At 56.0% G+C, this 16,722-nt stretch carries 17 protein-coding genes; 15 read left to right on the top strand and 2 right to left on the bottom strand.

All coding sequences use genetic code 11. The features are described from left to right. Positions 1 to 328: rhodanese-like domain-containing protein (locus RTK32_RS03170; protein ID WP_312042062.1), on the top strand; the 328-nt coding region annotated here is incomplete at its 5' end. Position 329: 1 nt separating this feature from the next. Here RTK32_RS03170 and flk read toward each other — a convergent pair. Together flk and RTK32_RS03180 are read right to left on the bottom strand one after the other, a co-directional pair. Further along, the gene (gene flk / locus RTK32_RS03175; protein ID WP_312042063.1) at positions 330 to 1,349 is read right to left on the bottom strand and encodes a flagella biosynthesis regulator Flk; all 1,020 of its coding nucleotides are present in this window, start codon (positions 1,347 to 1,349) and stop codon (positions 330 to 332) included. A 116-nt stretch (positions 1,350 to 1,465) separates the two neighbouring features. Continuing rightward, positions 1,466 to 2,368 carry a DMT family transporter gene (locus tag RTK32_RS03180; RefSeq protein WP_312042064.1) on the bottom strand — a complete coding sequence of 301 codons (903 nt, stop codon included), beginning with the start codon at positions 2,366 to 2,368 and terminating at the stop codon, positions 1,466 to 1,468. Positions 2,369 to 2,707: 339 nt separating this feature from the next. Here RTK32_RS03180 and RTK32_RS03185 point away from each other — a divergent pair, with 339 nt between their 5' ends. From RTK32_RS03185 to RTK32_RS03250, 14 genes are all read left to right on the top strand, one after another. Continuing rightward, entirely contained in the window at positions 2,708 to 4,129 is a 1,422-nt protein-coding gene (locus RTK32_RS03185; RefSeq protein ID WP_312042065.1) for an amino acid permease, read from the top strand. A gap of 164 nt (positions 4,130 to 4,293) precedes the next feature. After that, a complete protein-coding gene (locus RTK32_RS03190) occupies positions 4,294 to 5,619 on the top strand; it encodes a VOC family protein (RefSeq protein WP_312042066.1) in 1,326 nt (441 codons plus the stop codon). Between the two features lie 88 nt (positions 5,620 to 5,707). After that, positions 5,708 to 6,151 (top strand): hypothetical protein, encoded by a 444-nt coding sequence (locus RTK32_RS03195; RefSeq protein WP_312042067.1) that lies wholly within the window; start codon positions 5,708 to 5,710, stop codon positions 6,149 to 6,151. Positions 6,152 to 6,157: 6 nt separating this feature from the next. Next, entirely contained in the window at positions 6,158 to 6,571 is a 414-nt protein-coding gene (gene fos, locus RTK32_RS03200) for a fosfomycin resistance glutathione transferase (protein ID WP_312042068.1), read from the top strand. A 94-nt stretch (positions 6,572 to 6,665) separates the two neighbouring features. Next, complete coding sequence (gene pdxB / locus RTK32_RS03205) at positions 6,666 to 7,802, top strand: 4-phosphoerythronate dehydrogenase PdxB (RefSeq protein WP_312042069.1); 1,137 nt, start codon at positions 6,666 to 6,668, stop codon at positions 7,800 to 7,802. Between the two features lie 119 nt (positions 7,803 to 7,921). Next, the gene (locus RTK32_RS03210) at positions 7,922 to 8,932 is read left to right on the top strand and encodes an aspartate-semialdehyde dehydrogenase (protein WP_312042070.1); all 1,011 of its coding nucleotides are present in this window, start codon (positions 7,922 to 7,924) and stop codon (positions 8,930 to 8,932) included. Next, positions 8,932 to 9,735, top strand: coding sequence for a tRNA pseudouridine(38-40) synthase TruA (gene truA / locus RTK32_RS03215; RefSeq protein ID WP_312042071.1), 804 nt, complete (start codon positions 8,932 to 8,934; stop codon positions 9,733 to 9,735). The genes RTK32_RS03210 and truA overlap by 1 nt, the downstream gene beginning before the upstream one ends. 17 nt (positions 9,736 to 9,752) lie before the next feature. Beyond that, on the top strand, positions 9,753 to 10,415 hold the full coding sequence (locus RTK32_RS03220; protein ID WP_312042072.1) for a DedA family protein: 663 nt from the start codon (positions 9,753 to 9,755) through the stop codon (positions 10,413 to 10,415). A 580-nt stretch (positions 10,416 to 10,995) separates the two neighbouring features. Beyond that, positions 10,996 to 11,904, top strand: a complete 909-nt coding sequence (gene accD / locus RTK32_RS03225; protein WP_312042073.1) for an acetyl-CoA carboxylase, carboxyltransferase subunit beta — start codon at positions 10,996 to 10,998, stop codon at positions 11,902 to 11,904. A gap of 63 nt (positions 11,905 to 11,967) precedes the next feature. Then, complete coding sequence (folC, locus tag RTK32_RS03230; RefSeq protein WP_312042074.1) at positions 11,968 to 13,227, top strand: bifunctional tetrahydrofolate synthase/dihydrofolate synthase; 1,260 nt, start codon at positions 11,968 to 11,970, stop codon at positions 13,225 to 13,227. Then, on the top strand, positions 13,217 to 13,960 hold the full coding sequence (gene dedD / locus RTK32_RS03235) for a cell division protein DedD (protein ID WP_312042075.1): 744 nt from the start codon (positions 13,217 to 13,219) through the stop codon (positions 13,958 to 13,960). Before folC ends, dedD begins: the two co-directional genes overlap by 11 nt. A gap of 337 nt (positions 13,961 to 14,297) precedes the next feature. Then, the gene (gene cvpA, locus RTK32_RS03240; protein ID WP_312042076.1) at positions 14,298 to 14,783 is read left to right on the top strand and encodes a colicin V production protein; all 486 of its coding nucleotides are present in this window, start codon (positions 14,298 to 14,300) and stop codon (positions 14,781 to 14,783) included. 36 nt (positions 14,784 to 14,819) lie between these two features. Beyond that, positions 14,820 to 16,337, top strand: a complete 1,518-nt coding sequence (gene purF, locus RTK32_RS03245; RefSeq protein WP_312042077.1) for an amidophosphoribosyltransferase — start codon at positions 14,820 to 14,822, stop codon at positions 16,335 to 16,337. Between the two features lie 87 nt (positions 16,338 to 16,424). Further along, positions 16,425 to 16,722: flavoprotein (locus RTK32_RS03250; RefSeq protein ID WP_312042078.1), on the top strand; the 298-nt coding region annotated here is incomplete at its 3' end.

Below are 16,722 nucleotides of genomic sequence, written 5' to 3' on the forward strand. Positions count from 1 at the left end.
CGGCATCACGGATATCGTAGTTATTGATACCCGCTCGACAGAACAGTACCTGACCGCACACATCCCCTGCGCGATAAGCTTCCCTCATCGCACTATGAGCGCAGAAACGCTGGCAGCGCTGGATGACAGTAAAGTTTATGTGACCTACTGCGACGGTATTGGCTGCAACGGCTCGACCAAAGGCGCATGGAAAATGGCCTCAGCGGGCCTGCGGGTAAAAGAGTTGATCGGCGGATTAGATTTCTGGCTGCGCGACCGTCATCCGGTCGCGCAGGGAGAAGAAGCGGGCAGCTGGCCGCGACAGGATGTGCAGGCGTGCGGCTGTTGACTTACAGAAAAAGCCACAGCAGGAAAATAAACAGGACCAGCGCGGCAAAGGCGGCCACGGCCGGTCGGGTTGCCAGCGGTCTTAACACCGTTGGCACGTAACCGGAAATAATGGGCTGCGGATGGATTTCGCTATCGGCCAGCGGCATCTCTTTCAGGCGCTCTGCGCGACGCGCAAACAGCAGATTCATTAAGTCCTGAGCCTGGGCTGCGGTCAAAACAGCCTGCGGCGGCAGCTGGAAACGCTGCTGGCTGGCCTCTTCCAACATCTGCTGCTCGGCGTGATCGGAAGGCACCTTCAGCGAGGCAAGCAGCGTATGGAGCGTTGGCGCAGGCTGCTGGCTCAGCGTCTGGCTGACATGCAGATACTGTGTCAGTAGCGGAAACAGGCGCGAAGGAATGGGATCGCCACTGTGCAGATTGACCACCTTCAGTACGGACGTCCATAGCTTCACCGGCTGTTCACCGGTGACGGCCGCCAGGCGGGCAACCTGCTGGTTAAGCGCGTGATGCTCGGCAGGAAGCAGCGAACGATCGGTAACGCGATTTTGCTGTGGCTGCGGGATCGCCATCTGGCCATTCTGCAGCATGGTCAGTACCTGACGCAGCTGTTCAGGATTCAGCGAGCTAAGCACGGTATGGCCGAACTGCTGGCGAATAAAATCGCTCACCGCCTGGCGGTTGTTGCCTGCAGGCAGCAGATCGCTCAGCTGCTGGAACAGCTGTCGGGTCGCGTGCGTATTTTGTACCTGCGAAAGACGCGTATTAAGGAACTGCTCTGCCGCCGGGAAATGGCGCGCCAACAGACCTGCATCGTTCTTTACGCCTACTTCATGGCGAAGTCCGGCCCAAAGCTCCGGGGCCTTTAACGAACTGAGCGACATGATTTTGACAATCAGCCTTTCCAGCGTGGTGCGCTGAGCAGGGGTCAGCGGCTGATCGCCCGGTCCGGTTCGGCCGGTGTCAGCGACCGTCGCTCGTTCGCCGGGTAATGGCGCGCCTGGGCCATTAAGAGGTTGCATGGCAAAATCCTTAACTCAACACTGTCCGGAAAGCGCCGGAAAAAAGGGGGATTAGCTATGATAACAATCCCGTTACGCGATAGGTAGTAGCGACGCACCGCACGGCGGATTATTTTTCAGGAATCGGCCTTCACGCGCGCTGCTTTCCCGGTCCGTAGAGGCGTACGCAGCCGCTGCGCCAGGATCACGCCGCATAAAGTAACCCCTCCGCCGATAAAGTGATAGCTGTGCAGCTTTTCATGCAAAAAAAGCACGGCGATGATGGCGGTAAAAATGGGTGTCAGATTCATAAAAATCGAGGCGGTACTGGCCCCCATTCGCATCACGCCCTGGATCCATAAAAAAGGCGCGATAATAGAAGCCGGAAGCGCGGCAAACAGGACCAGCGGCAGATTATGCGCATTCAGCGACACATCTTTTGCCAGCAAAAAGCCTGGCAACAGCAGCAGAACGCCAAACACGATTTGGACATAGAGGCTTTGCCAGTTCGGTAGCGGAATCGCCCAGCGACGAGTCAGCACGCCATACAGCGCGTAAGAGGTAGAAGCAGCAAACAGCATCAGCTCGCCCACGCCCGCGCCCTGCGTCAGCAGCCGTCCGGGATTGCCCTGGCTAATCAGCCACACCAGCCCGCTAAAAGAGAGCACGCTGCCGATAAGAATGCCCAGCGTAGGCGCCACTTTCAGTAACACAATACTGATCAGCACCGTCAGCAAAGGGATCAGCGAAACCAGAATACCCATCGAGAGTGCGCTGACGCTGTGCGCGGCGTAGTAGGCAAGACTTTGATAAAGCACCATGCCGAGCAGTCCTAACGTCAGCAGCTTTCCCGCCTGCTGCCTGACCTGCACCCGATTGCGCCACACTGCAGGCAGCACGAAGGGCGTCAGCGCCACCAGCGCTATCAGCCAGCGATAAAAGGAGATAGCGGCAGGATCGATAACGTTAGCCGAAACTTTGCTAACGATGGCGTTAAAAGACCAGATGAGTACCGCCATCAAAGGATAAAGAAAGTTCATTGCCAGGCCTGAATAAGTAATAAGAACCGAGAGTTTACCTGTGTGCGACTTCAAATAAATCACCTTTATTACTGCTGGCTGGCTTTTTATCCGGCTATCCTGAATTGATAAGCAAAAATTGAGTAATCCTGGCTGGCGCCGGTGAAATTTTTGCTGCAAATGCGCTTGAAGGGGAAATAAGAAAAGGCTATGGCGAAGCGTCCTGAATCCTTTTACTCCTTTTTCGGCAACGTACAGACTGAATTCAGGAAATGACAGTTTTATGACGGTAAAACTGAAAAAAGGGAATTTGCACAGGAGAAAAGCGCTAACGTCCTCAACTCAAAGGCAGGAATGATGATGGGTTATTCAGTAAAACCACAGTCTACGCTAGGCGATGGATTATCCAGTCGCCAGATCACCATGATTTCTATCGCCGGTATTATTGGTGCCGGTTTGTTTATCGGCTCGGCGAGCGCTATTGCCACTGCCGGTCCGGCTATATTGATTTCTTATGTATTAACGGGTTTTTTGGTGCTGCTGGTGATGAGAATGCTGGGAGAGATGGCGGTTATGCAGCCTGATTCCGGCTCTTTTTCCACCTACGCCTCACGGGCGCTGGGGCCCTGGGCAGGCTTTACGATAGGCTGGCTCTACTGGTGGTTTTGGGTGCTGGTGATCCCGGTCGAGGCGATAGCGGGCGCGAACATCCTTCATAGCGCTTTGCCCGCCGTACCCGCCTGGGTATATACGCTTTCTATTATGACCTTTCTCACCTGCACCAATCTTTTTAATGTGAAAAACTTCGGCGAGTTCGAGTTCTGGTTTTCCCTGATAAAAGTTGTCGCTATCCTGGCTTTTATTGCCGTGGGTATCGCCGCGATTGCGGGCTACTGGCCTCTGGCACACGTCAGCGGCGTATCCGGCCTGTGGGCTCATGGTGGTTTTATGCCGCACGGAGGTGGCGCAGTGCTTTCCGGTGTGCTGATCACCATCTTTTCGTTTTTTGGGGCAGAAATCGTCACCATTGCTGCCGCCGAGTCAAAAGATCCCGGGCAACAGATCCGTCGCTCCACTAACCTGGTCGTTTACCGTATTGCTTTGTTCTATCTGCTGTCGATTTTCCTGGTAGTCTCGCTGGTTGCCTGGAACGATCCACAACTGAAAGAACAGGGAACCTTTCAATACGCGCTAAACGTACTGCATCTGCCGGGGGCGGAGATGCTGGTCAGCACCGTGGTATTTATCGCGGTTTGCAGCTGCATGAACTCTGGGCTGTATACTGCTTCCCGCATGTTTTACTCGTTGGCGCAGCGCGGTGATGCTCCCCAGGCGGGTGCCCGCCTCTCCGCAGGGGGCGTGCCTCGCTTTGCCGTACTCAGCTCAACGCTGGCCGGTTTTGCAGGCTGTTTTGCTAACTACGCTTTTCCCGGAAAAGTGTTCGACTTCCTGCTCTCCACCACCGGCGCTATCGCGCTGCTGGTTTATCTGGTCATTGCCGTTTCGCAGCTGATTATGCGCCGTAAACTGGAACGCAGCGGCCAGACGCCGGCTTTTAAAATGTGGCTGTTTCCCTGGCTGACGCTGTTCACAATCGGCATCATTTTAGTGGTGCTGGGCTATATGTTTATGTCACCAGATTACCGTTATGAGACGCTGATGACTGCTGCCGTAGCCGTTATCATGTTAATGCTGAGTTTCGTTGTAACACGGCGGCGCACGGCGCAGACGCAAAAGGTTGGTAGTAAAATGCAACCCCGCGCGATACAGACAATGCGGTAACGATAGCCAGCGAGCGCCATCCCCACAAAGGGCGGCGAATTGACTGCTGCACAGGTCACACGAAGGCAAAAAACAGCGGGAACAACCTGACGCTGGCCGCTATGCTTGAAGGAAGGCTTGCGCTGAATAAGCGCAATGACCTTCCTCTATCATAAGGCCAGACTATGACTCAGTTTATTTCGCCCGATGCCATCCGTGACGCCTTTTCTAAAGCGATGTCGCTGATGTACCAGCAGGAAGTCCCTCAGTACCGGACGCTGTTGCAGATAGTGAAAGAGGTCAACACCCGCTACCTGCAGACCCATCCCGACACCTTTGCGGACGACGATAATGCCCGGGAGCTGAACCGACTGGAGGTTGAGCGGCACGGCGCTATTCGGCTGGGCAAAGCGGAGGAGTTGATGACCATGCGCCGACTGTTTGCGGTCATGGGCATGTATCCGGTCAGCTATTACGACCTTTCTGCGGCTGGCGTGCCGGTGCACGCTACCGCTTTTCGCCCTGTCGATGAGCGCTCGCTGCAATATAATCCTTTCCGCGTATTTACCTCGCTGCTGCGCCTTGAACTGATTGATGATGCCGCTTTAAAACAGAAAGTGAGTCAGATCCTCGAGCGGCGCACCATTTTCACGCCGCGGCTGTTGGAACTGATCGAAACAGGAGAAGGCCAGCAAGGCTTAACCGCCGATCAGGCAGAGACGTTTGTCGCAGAGGCGCTGAAAACTTTCCAGTGGCACAGCGAAGCGCAGGTGGATGTGGCGACCTATCAGTCACTGCTGGATCAGCACCGCCTGATTGCGGATGTGGTCTCTTTTAAAGGGCCACATATTAATCATCTTACGCCACGCACGCTGGATATTGATGCCGTCCAGCAGCTGATGCCCGCTTATCAGATTGTGCCGAAAGAGAGTATTGAAGGGCCGCCACCGCGTCGCGTGCCTGTTTTACTGCGGCAGACCAGCTTTAAGGCGCTGAGTGAAAACATCACTTTTACCGATAATAGTGAAGGCCGACACACCGCACGCTTTGGCGAAATTGAACAGCGCGGGCTGGCGCTGACGCCCGCAGGCCGTGCGCTTTACGACCGGCTGTTACAACAACCGACAGGGGAGAAGGTGGGTGGGCTGACCGCCAACTTTGCCGCATTCCCGGATGATGAACACGAGCTCCGGCGGCAGAAACTGGGTTATTTTCGCTATCAGCTACTGCCGGGGGCGACGCTGCCGCCGCAGGCCAGCCGTGAACAGCTGGACAATCTGGTTGTCCAGGGCAAGATAAAGGCCCGACCCATCGTGTATGAAGATTTTTTGCCGGTCAGCGCGGCGGGCATTTTCCAGTCGAATCTGGGAAGCGAAAGGGGAGCAGTGGGCAAAGGCAATCCTAATCAGGCGGCTTTTGAACAGGCGCTGGGCTGCCCGGTAATTAACGAGTTTGCGCTGTATCAACAGCTTGAAGATGCGTCGCTGGCAGCCATCTTCGATCGCCTCTGAAGACGCATCGTCTTTGGCATGAGCGCTGGCTTAAGCCTGAAGCAAGCCGGCCAGAGGCTGACACCTGAAGCATTTCAAGGAGTGTAAAATGAACATCAGGCTGGCTGTTTTACTGGTAACGCTGTTCACTGGTGTAGGAAACGCTTATTCAGCCACGGCGCAGGAAGTGGATCGGCGCCTGGACTTTTTGTTTGGCTCGCATCAGAAGTACCATGATTTTCTTAGCGATCTGCAACAGGCGGTGGCGGCAAAGGACCAGGCGAAAGTGGCAACTATGATCGCTTATCCGCTTAAGGTCGGCTTAAAAGGAAAAGTGACCACCTGGCGTACGCCAGCAATGCTACAGAAAAATTATAGCAGCGTATTCACCCCCGATTTGGTGCACGTTATCAGCGCTCAGAAATATGAAGAGCTGTTCGCCAGGGACCAGGGAGTGATGATAGGCGACAGCGGCCAGCTATGGTTTGGCGAGGTGTGCCAGGACAAAGCTTGCCATAAAACCCGCGTGCTTATTACGCGCATCAACCGGTAACCCATCATGCTTAAAGGGCTGAATCACTTAACGCTGGCCGTTACGGATATTCATGCCAGCCTCACATTTTATCAGGAGCTGCTGCAGATGGAGGTTCATGCCGTCTGGCAAAGCGGCGCTTACCTTAGCTGCGGGTCTTTGTGGCTGTGCCTTTCTTACGATCCTTCCCGGGAAATCCGCCCCGCGGAAAAGAGCGATTACACCCATTATGCCTTTACGGTAGATGCAGCGGATTTTACTGCCGTTACGTTACGTCTTCAGCAGGCAGGCGTGAAAAGCTGGAAAGAAAACCGCAGCGAAGGGGATTCATTCTACTTTCTCGATCCTGACGGCCATAAGCTGGAAATTCACGCTGGTGATTTGCCGCAGCGGCTGGCAGCCTGCCGCAAAAAGCCCTACGAAAAAATGATCTTTAAGTAAGGCATCCAACGGCTCGTCGCACCGCGGGCTTATCCCTTTCCCGCCTTTATGGCAGAATACTGTCCCTCACTGTTACCGAGCAGGAACCCCGATTGTGAAAATTCTCGTTGATGAAAACATGCCCTATGCGCGTGAACTGTTTAGCCGGACAGGCGATGTCGTGGCCGTTCCCGGTCGTCCCATCCCACAGGCCGAACTGGATGACGCCGATGGTCTGATGGTGCGCTCCGTGACCAAAGTGAATGCGGAACTGTTAAGCGGCAAACCGATAAAATTTGTCGGCACGGCCACGGCGGGTACCGATCATATTGATGAGGCTTTTCTTCAACAACAGGGAGTCGCGTTTTCGGCGGCGCCTGGCTGTAACGCCATCGCCGTGGTGGAATACGTTTTTTCTGCGCTGCTGCTGCTGGCGGAGCGCGACGGTTTCGCACTGAAAGACCGCACCGTTGGCATTGTTGGTGTCGGCAACGTTGGCGGCCGCCTGCAGGCTCGTCTTCAGGCGCTCGGTATCCGCACCCTGCTTTGCGATCCTCCGCGCGCCGATCGAGGCGATGAAGGGGACTTCCTGCCGCTGTCACAGCTCGCGGCGGAAGCCGATATCCTGACTTTTCACACGCCGTTGTATAAAGAGGGTAACTATAAAACGCTCCATCTGGCCAACGAGACGCTGCTGCTGGCACTGAAGCCCAACGCTATTCTGATCAATGCCTGTCGTGGGCCGGTGGTAGACAATCAGGCGCTGCTGAAAGTGCTGGAAACGCGCCACGATCTCAGCGTGGTACTGGATGTCTGGGAGCCGGAACCGGCACTTTCCCTGCCGCTGCTGGAGAAAGTGGATATCGCGACCGCGCACATTGCCGGCTACACCCTGGAAGGGAAAGCGCGTGGCACTACCCAGGTCTTTGAAGCCTGGACGCAGTTTTTGGGCGAGCCGCAGCAGGTGGCGCTGGACACTTTGCTGCCCGCGCCGGAATTCGGACAGATAACGCTGCGTGGCGAGCTGGATCAGCCGACGCTGAAAAGACTGGTGCATCTGGTGTATGATGTGCGCCGCGACGACGCGCCGCTGCGAAAAGCGGCTGCCGTGCCGGGCGAATTCGATCGCCTGCGCAAAAATTATCTGGAACGCCGCGAATGGTCCTCTTTGCGCGTGCAGTGCGATAACACGAGCACCGCGACGCTGCTGTCGGCGCTGGGTTTTAGCGCGTTCTGGCAGGCGGATTGCTAAAAATTTCAGGCGGCACGTCCGGACTTCGGACGTGCCGCCCGCTGCGAACAATTCTGAATCGTCGGGCGGTGTCGTCACCGCCCTCTGTTTTTTATGTACATTATCTGGAGTAAACCAACATGTCTGACGGCTGGAACATTGCGCTATTGGGCGCGACAGGCGCAGTAGGGAGAGCAGTACTGGATTTACTGGCCGAGCGTCAGTTCCCGGTTGGTGAGCTGTATCTGCTGGCGAGTGAACGCAGCGCAGGCGAAAACCTGCGTTTTGAAGGCAGAACGCTGCTGGTCAATAACGCCAGCGAGTTCGACTGGTCGCAGGTGCAGCTGGCCTTTTTCGCGGCCGGTCGCGAAGCCTCGGCGCGCTATGCCGAAGAGGCTGCCAGCGCAGGTTGCCTGGTCATCGACAGCAGCGATCTTTTCGCGCTGGAGCCGGACGTCCCACTGGTGGTGCCGGATGTCAATCCACAGGCGCTGGCTGACTACCGCAACCGCAATATCATCAGCGTGGCCGACAGCGTCACCAGCCAGCTGCTCTGCGCCATCAAGCCGCTGGTGGATCAGGCGGGCCTGGGCCGTTTGCAGGTGACCAGCCTGATTGCTGCTTCGGCGCACGGCAAGGCGGCCGTGGACTCATTGGCAGGCGAAAGCGCGCGGCTGCTGAACGGCATGCCGGCGGAAGAGAACTTTTTTGGCCGTCAGCTGGCTTTCAACATGTTGCCGCTGCTGCCGGATGCAGAAGGCAGCGTGTTGCAGGAGCGTCGCCTGATCGATCAGGTGCGCAAAGTGCTGCAGGATGAAGGGCTGCCGATCTCGGTAACCACTGTTCAGGCACCGGTTTTTTACGGTAATGCGCAAATTGTGCACGTCGAAAACCTGCGTCCGATGTCGGCGGAAGAAGCGCGCGAAGCGCTGATGCAGGCGGAAGATATCGCCCTTGCCGAAGAAGACGACTATCCGACTCAGGTTGGCGATGCGTCCGGTAACGCGCAGCTCAGCCTGGGCTGCGTACGCAACGACTATGGCATCCCGGAGATGCTGCAGTTCTGGTCGGTCGCAGACAACGTGCGCTTTGGCGGCGCGTTGATGGCGGTGAAAACCGCTGAGAAGCTGGTACAGGAGTACTTCTGGTAATGTCGGTGGCAGAAACGTACAGGCTGGCGCTGGGCATTGAGTATGACGGCAGCCGCTATTACGGCTGGCAGCGCCAGCAGGAAGTCAGGAGCGTGCAGGAGAAGCTGGAAAAAGCCCTCTCTAAAGTCGCCGATCATCCAGTGGTCGTGTTTTGCGCGGGCCGGACCGATGCAGGCGTGCACGGTACCGGTCAGGTAGTGCACTTTGAAACCACCTCGCTGCGCAAGGACGCTGCCTGGACGCTGGGCGTTAATGCCAATCTGCCGGATGACATCGCCGTGCGTTGGGTGAAGCCGGTTGCGGAAGATTTCCACGCGCGTTTCAGCGCCACGGCGCGGCGTTATCGTTACATCATCTATAACCGGCGCCTGCGTCCGGCCATTTTGCACGGTGGCGTAACGCATTTTTACCATCCGCTGGACGTGGAAAAAATGCAGCGGGCAGGGCAGGCACTGCTGGGCGAAAACGACTTTACCTCTTTTCGCGCGGTACAGTGCCAGTCGCGCACGCCCTGGCGCAACGTCATACACCTTAATGTCAGTCGTCACGGGGCTTATGTGGTGGTGGATATTAAGGCCAATGCTTTTGTGCATCACATGGTGCGCAACATTGTCGGTAGCCTGCTGGAAATAGGCTGTGGAAATCAGCAGGAAAGCTGGATGGCCGAGCTACTGGCGGCGAAAGATCGCACGCTGGCGGCAGCGACAGCGCGGGCCGAAGGACTTTATCTGGTCGCGGTCGATTACCCGGAACATTATAATTTACCACGTCCGCCGATGGGACCGCTGTTCCTCGAGGATTAACCCATTAAGGAATCTGTATGGAAGTGATTCACACCGTCATCGACTTTATTTTGCACATTGATGTGCATCTGCAGGCGATGGTTGCACAGTATGGCATCTGGATTTATGCCATTTTGTTTTTGATTCTTTTTTGCGAGACGGGGCTGGTAGTCACACCTTTCCTGCCTGGCGACTCGCTGCTGTTTGTGGCGGGTGCGCTCGCAGCGATACCAGACAGTGCGCTAAACGTCCACGTGATGGCGCTGCTGCTCTGCGTGGCGGCTATCCTTGGCGATGCGGTGAATTACACTATCGGACGCCTGTTTGGCAATAAGCTGTTCAGCAATCCGAATTCAAAAGTTTTCCGCCGCAGCTATCTGGACAAAACCCATCAGTTCTATGAGCGCCACGGCGGCAAGACGATTATCCTGGCGCGTTTTGTGCCCATCGTACGCACTTTTGCCCCGTTCGTGGCCGGCATGGGCAAAATGTCCTATCGCCATTTTTCGCTCTTCAACGTAGCGGGTGGCGTGCTTTGGGTGGTGCTGTTCTCTTATGCAGGCTACTTTTTTGGCAATCTGCCCGCGATCCAGCAAAACCTGCATTACCTGATTATCGCCATCATTCTGGTTTCGGTTTTGCCAGGCATAGTGGAAGTGTTACGCCATCGCCGCGCGGCGCGCCAGCAAAAATCGCAGTAATCTGTCGACCTTTTAGCTTCCATTTCTACTCTGTTTTATCCTCTGGTCCGGCATTTGCCGGACTTTTATTTTGTCGCCCATCCGCAGCCTGGCTGACGTTACCAACAGCACTTTTTTAAAAGGATGCCTCGTGCAGGCCAGGGCGCTGAATACGGCGTGAAAGGAAAGGCAATGCAAATAGGAGGAAAAATGCTTATAAATCAGAGGGAAATGTTATTCTCCTTTGTAGCGGCTGGCGGAATGGAAAAAATAAAAACTTCCGCGAAAGGGAATGAACCTGTCTGATACCGGACAGCATTGTGCCGCTCTTTTGCGCTCTCACCACGCGTCGGCCGGTAAACAAGCTTAATGGATCAAGGGAGAGTCAGAACGGCTGTCAGCGCCAGCAGCCGGATGCTGACCGCAGGCCGGGCAGATAAGCGCTTGAGCGGCGACAAAATATTCCTTTCCGGCCGCCGGTAAGCCGTTGATGAATTTGTAGCGCGATGGGGCATTTTATGGTGTAATACCGCCTAATTCTCAGGCGATAATCTGTGTTAAGTATCTGATTTAGCACAATAAACAACATAACAGGTCATCAATGAGCTGGATTGAAAAGATTCTCAACAAGAGCACAATCACCCCCTCGCGCAAAGCCAGCATTCCGGAAGGCGTCTGGACCAAATGCGACAGTTGCGGCCAGGTTCTCTACCGCGCCGAGCTGGAACGCAATCTGGAAGTTTGCCCGAAATGCGATCACCACATGCGCATGCACGGACGTGACCGTCTGCACAGTCTGCTGGACGAAGGTTCGATGATCGAACTGGGCAGCGAGCTGGAGCCGAAAGATGTGCTCAAGTTCCGGGATTCCAAAAAGTACAAGGACCGTCTGGTCGCGGCGCAGAAAGATACCGGCGAGAAAGACGCGCTGATCGTGATGAAAGGGACGCTGCACGGGATGCCGATTGTGGCAGCCGCATTTGAGTTCACCTTTATGGGCGGCTCCATGGGCTCCGTCGTGGGTGCCCGCTTCGTGCGTGCCGTTGAGCAGGCGCTGGAAGACAATTGTCCGCTGATCTGTTTCTCCGCTTCCGGCGGTGCTCGTATGCAGGAAGCGCTTATGTCGCTGATGCAGATGGCAAAAACCAGCGCCGCGCTGGCGAAAATGCAGGCACGCGGTCTGCCTTATATCTCAGTATTGACCGATCCGACCATGGGCGGCGTTTCCGCCAGCTTCGCGATGCTCGGCGATCTGAACATTGCTGAGCCTAAAGCGCTGATCGGCTTTGCCGGCCCGCGCGTTATCGAGCAGACCGTGCGTGAAAAACTGCCGCCGGGCTTCCAGCGCAGCGAGTTTTTGATCGAAAAAGGCGCTATCGATATGATCGTGCGTCGTCCGGTAATGCGCTTCAAGCTTGCCTGCGTGCTGGCGAAGATGATGAATCTGCCACAGCCGCAGGAAGAGCGGGTGCAAGAGGTAGAAGAGGCGCCGCAAGGCCCTGAAGCCTGACCGATGACCGAAAGGGCGCCCGTCGCCCTTTCACCAATGAACCGTAACTTGTGAACGGGATACATGGATACTCTTCCTCAAGCCACGTCGCCTCTGGTCACGTGGCTTCATTATCTTGAGAATTTGCATTCTCAGGCTATCGAACTCGGGCTGGCGCGCGTTCAGCGCGTCGCCGCACGGCTAGACCTTCTTAAACCTGCTCCGTTTGTTTTTACCGTCGCCGGTACCAATGGCAAAGGCACCACCTGCCGCCTGTTGGAAACGCTGCTGATGGCCGCAGGCTACCGCGTGGGCGTCTACAGTTCGCCACATCTGGTGCGCTATACCGAACGTGTGCGCATTCAGGGGCTTGAGTTAGCCGAATCTGACCATACGGCTTCTTTTGCCGATATTGAGAAAGGACGCGGTGATACCTCGCTGACCTATTTTGAATACGGCACGCTCTCTGCCCTCTTGCTATTTAAGCGTGCTCAGCTTGACGTAGCGATCCTGGAAGTCGGGTTGGGTGGGCGGCTGGATGCAACTAATATCGTTGATGCCGACGTGTCGGTCATCACCAGCATCGCGCTCGACCATACCGACTGGCTCGGCCCGGATCGGGAAAGTATCGGTCGGGAAAAAGCGGGCGTCTTTCGGCGCGGCAGGCCTGCCATCGTCGGAGAACCCGACATGCCGCATACTATTGGCGAAGTGGCAGACGAGCTGGGTGCGCCCTTGCTGAAGCGCGGTCGCGACTGGTCTTACAGCGTTGGCGAACATGACTGGAGCTTTACCGATGCGCAGGGCACGTTGAGCGGGTTACCGCTGCCCCAGATACCGCTGCCGAATGCCGCTACCGCGCTGGCTGCCCTGCGTGCTTCATCATTAAAAATTGATGACGCCACCCTGTATGGGGTGGATAAAGCTGTTTTGCCCGGTCGTTTTCAGACCGTTGCCCAATCGCCGCGCATTATTCTGGATGTTGCGCATAATCCTCATGCGGCTGGCTATCTGGCCGGGCGCCTGAGCGAGCTGCCGAAAACCGGGAAAGTTCATGCGGTGGTGGGAATGCTGCACGATAAGGATATTGCCGGTACGCTGGCCTGTCTGGCGCCGCAGGTGGATTACTGGTACTGCGCACCGCTGGCAGGCCCAAGAGGGGCAACCGCAGAACAGCTGCTGGCGCATTTGCCCGGCGCACAGGCTTTTACCAGCGTGTCGGCCGCTTTTGAACGGGCGCGGCGGCAGGCCGGTGAGCAGGATATCGTGCTGGTGTGCGGCTCTTTCCACACCGTCGCGCAGGTAATGGAAACGATGGAAACGGAGAGTGGCAGTGGCAAGTAAGTTTCAAAATCGTTTGGTCGGAACAGTGATCATTGTGGCGCTGGGCGTGATTGTGCTGCCGGGCCTGCTGGACGGCAAGAAAAAGCACTATAAAGAGGAGTTCGCTGCGATCCCGCTGGTGCCCAAGCCTGGCGACCAGCAGGACACCGATATGGTGCCGCCGGTCACGCAGTCGCTGCCTGCCCAGCCACCGGAAGGGGCGGGTACGGCGGTTGCGGGCCAGACCAGCGAAAATACGTCGCAGGCCGAAAGCGGTTCTACCGCACCGCAGGCGGGCAACCAGCCGACGGTCGTCTCACCGCCGCCGGTCAGTCACGTGACTACCCAAAAACCGGTCGAAAAGCCAAAAGCGCAGCCAAAACCGGTAGAGAAGCCGAAGCCGGAACCTAAACCTGTTGTGAAGACGGAACCGAAGCCGGAACCAAAGCCGGAACCGAAAACGGAACCGAAAACAGAAACGAAGCCGGCACAGCAGGAAAGCGCACCGGCAGGGCAGGCCTGGGTCGTCCAGCTGGGGGCGCTGAAAAACGCGGCCAAAGTGAACGAAATTGTCGCCTCACTGCGCCTTTCCGGCTACCGCGCCTTTACGGTGCCGTCGACGGCGGTACAAGGGCAGATTACGCGCGTTTACGTTGGGCCAGACGCCTCAAAAGCAAAAATGCAGGCAGCCGTAGGCGAGCTGAAAGGCATCTCCGGGCTAAGCGGCGTAGTGAAGCCTTACAGCGCGCGTTAGGCTGTTGCTATCGCTGAAAGAGGTGGGGCCTTTCAGGCCGTGAAGTGAGGGCGCCGCCTGGCCTTTTCAGGCGAGGCGGCGGCCCGTAAGATCAAGTAAATCAAATTGTTGCCGTGGTGGGCCAGCCAGCCTGTTTCCCCGACATTTTTGCCGGTTTCTTGCTGGTTTTTTTGGCGCCCGGTTTTCATCAGGACGGTTAAGGAAAAGCTACGCAAACGTTTTCTTTTTCTGTTAGAATTCGCCCCGAACTCAGGTTTTGTCCCTGTAATGCCTGTGCCGATGCGGCATACAGCACAGGGAAGCAGCCTGATCAGAGGCACAGTCGCTGGAAGAGTTCATGGTCTGGATAGATTACGTCATTATTGCGGTTATTGGTTTTTCGGCTCTTGTCAGCCTGATCCGCGGGTTCGTTCGGGAAGCACTTTCTCTCGTCACCTGGGGTTGCGCATTTTTTGTCGCCAGTCATTACTACTCCTTCCTTGCTGTCTGGTTCACAGGTTTTGAGAACGAACTGGTTCGAAATGGAGTCGCCATTGCGGCGTTGTTTATCGCCACGCTGATTGTTGGCGCGATAGTCAACTATGTTATTGGTTCGCTGGTTGAAAAAACCGGGCTGTCGGGAACTGACAGGGTATTGGGGGTCTGTTTCGGGGCATTACGCGGCGTATTGATCGTGTCGGCTATGCTGTTTTTCCTTGATACCTTCACCGGTTTTGCCAAAAGTCAGGACTGGCAGCAGTCCCAGCTGATTCCCCAGTTTAGCTATATTATCAGGTGGTTTTTTGACTACCTGAACAGCACGTCGAGTTTTTTACCCCGGTAATTGAGCCGGGGTTGCGGCTTATGAGGAAATGACTACATGTGCGGTATTGTCGGGATCGCCGGTTTTATGCCGGTCAACCAGTCGATTTATGATGCGTTAACGGTGCTGCAGCACCGTGGCCAGGATGCCGCAGGCATCGTTACCATTGATGCCCTGAACTGCTTCCGCCTGCGTAAAGCCAATGGCCTGGTGAGCGATGTGTTTGAAGCCCGCCATATGCAGCGTCTGCAGGGCAATATGGGCATCGGCCACGTCCGTTACCCGACCGCCGGAAGCTCCAGCGCTTCCGAAGCGCAGCCCTTCTACGTTAACTCGCCCTACGGCATTACGCTTGCGCACAATGGTAACCTGACCAACGCCCACGAACTGCGCAAGCAGCTGTTTGAAAGCGGCCGCCGTCACGTTAACACCACCTCTGACTCAGAAATTCTGCTGAATATTTTCGCCACCGAGCTGGATCGTTTTCAGCACTACCCGCTGGAAGCAGAGAATATTTTTGCGGCCGTTGCGGCGGTGCATCAGCATGTACGCGGCGCTTACGCCTGCGTCGCGATGATTATCGGCCACGGCCTGGTCGCTTTTCGCGACCCTAACGGCATTCGCCCGTTGGTCATCGGCAAGCGAGCAATGAAGGATGGCCGCAACGAATATATGGTGGCTTCCGAAAGCGTGGCGCTGGATACGCTGGGCTTTGAGTTCCTGCGCGACGTTGCGCCTGGCGAAGCGGTATATATCACCGAAAAAGGCCAGCTGTTTACGCGTCAGTGCGCAGAAAATCCGAAATGTAACCCGTGTCTGTTTGAGTATGTCTATTTTGCTCGCCCGGATTCTTTCCTGGACAAAATTTCCGTTTACAGTGCTCGCGTGCGCATGGGCACCAAACTGGGCGAAAAAATTGCCCGCGAATGGGAAGATCTGGATATTGACGTGGTGATCCCGATTCCGGAAACCTCCTGCGATATCGCACTGGAAATGGCGCGCATTCTGGACAAGCCCTACCGTCAGGGGTTTGTGAAAAATCGCTACGTCGGCCGCACCTTTATTATGCCAGGACAGCATCAGCGTCGCAGTGCGGTTCGCCGCAAGCTGAATGCCAATCGGGCGGAGTTCCGGGGTAAAAATGTGCTGCTGGTGGATGATTCCATCGTGCGTGGTACTACCTCGCAACAGATTATCGAAATGGCGCGCGAAGCCGGGGCGAAAAAAGTCTATCTGGCCTCGGCCGCGCCGGAAATCCGCTTCCCGAACGTCTATGGCATCGATATGCCAAGCGCGACCGAGCTGATTGCACATGGCCGGGAAGTGGACGAGATTTGTAAGCTTATCAAAGCTGACGCGCTGATTTTCCAGGATCTGGACGATCTGATCGAGGCGGTACGTGAAGAAAATCCGGACATTGCCCAGTTTGAATGTTCGGTCTTTAACGGTGTCTACGTGACGAAAGATGTCGATCAGCGATACCTGGAACATATTCAGTCGCTGCGCAATGACGATGCGAAAGCACTGGCGCGCCAGAACGAAGTGGAAAATCTGGAAATGCACAACGAGGGCTGATGCACTCGCCGCTTTCCTGGTATCATGGGTCGGAAGCCATTCCGGCCCATTTTTTTTGTGCCGGCCCCAGGAAGGTTAAGGATTATTATGAAACGACTTATCATCGGCATTTCGGGCGCCAGTGGCGTGATTTATGGCATTCGCACGCTGCAGATACTGCAACAGGTCGACGGGGTGGAAACACATCTGGTGATGAGCCAGGCCGCGCGGCAGACGCTGGCGTTGGAAAGCGACTATTCGGTTCGCGACGTACAGGCAATGGCGGATGTGGTGCACGACGCGCGCGATATTGCCGCCAGCATCTCTTCCGGCTCGTTTAAAACCGACGGAATGGCTATCCTGCCCTGTTCGATGAAAACGCTCTCCGGCATCGTCCACAGCTATA

This window comes from Erwinia sp., assembly GCF_031978025.1.
In the GTDB taxonomy this organism is placed as follows: domain Bacteria; phylum Pseudomonadota; class Gammaproteobacteria; order Enterobacterales; family Enterobacteriaceae; genus Erwinia.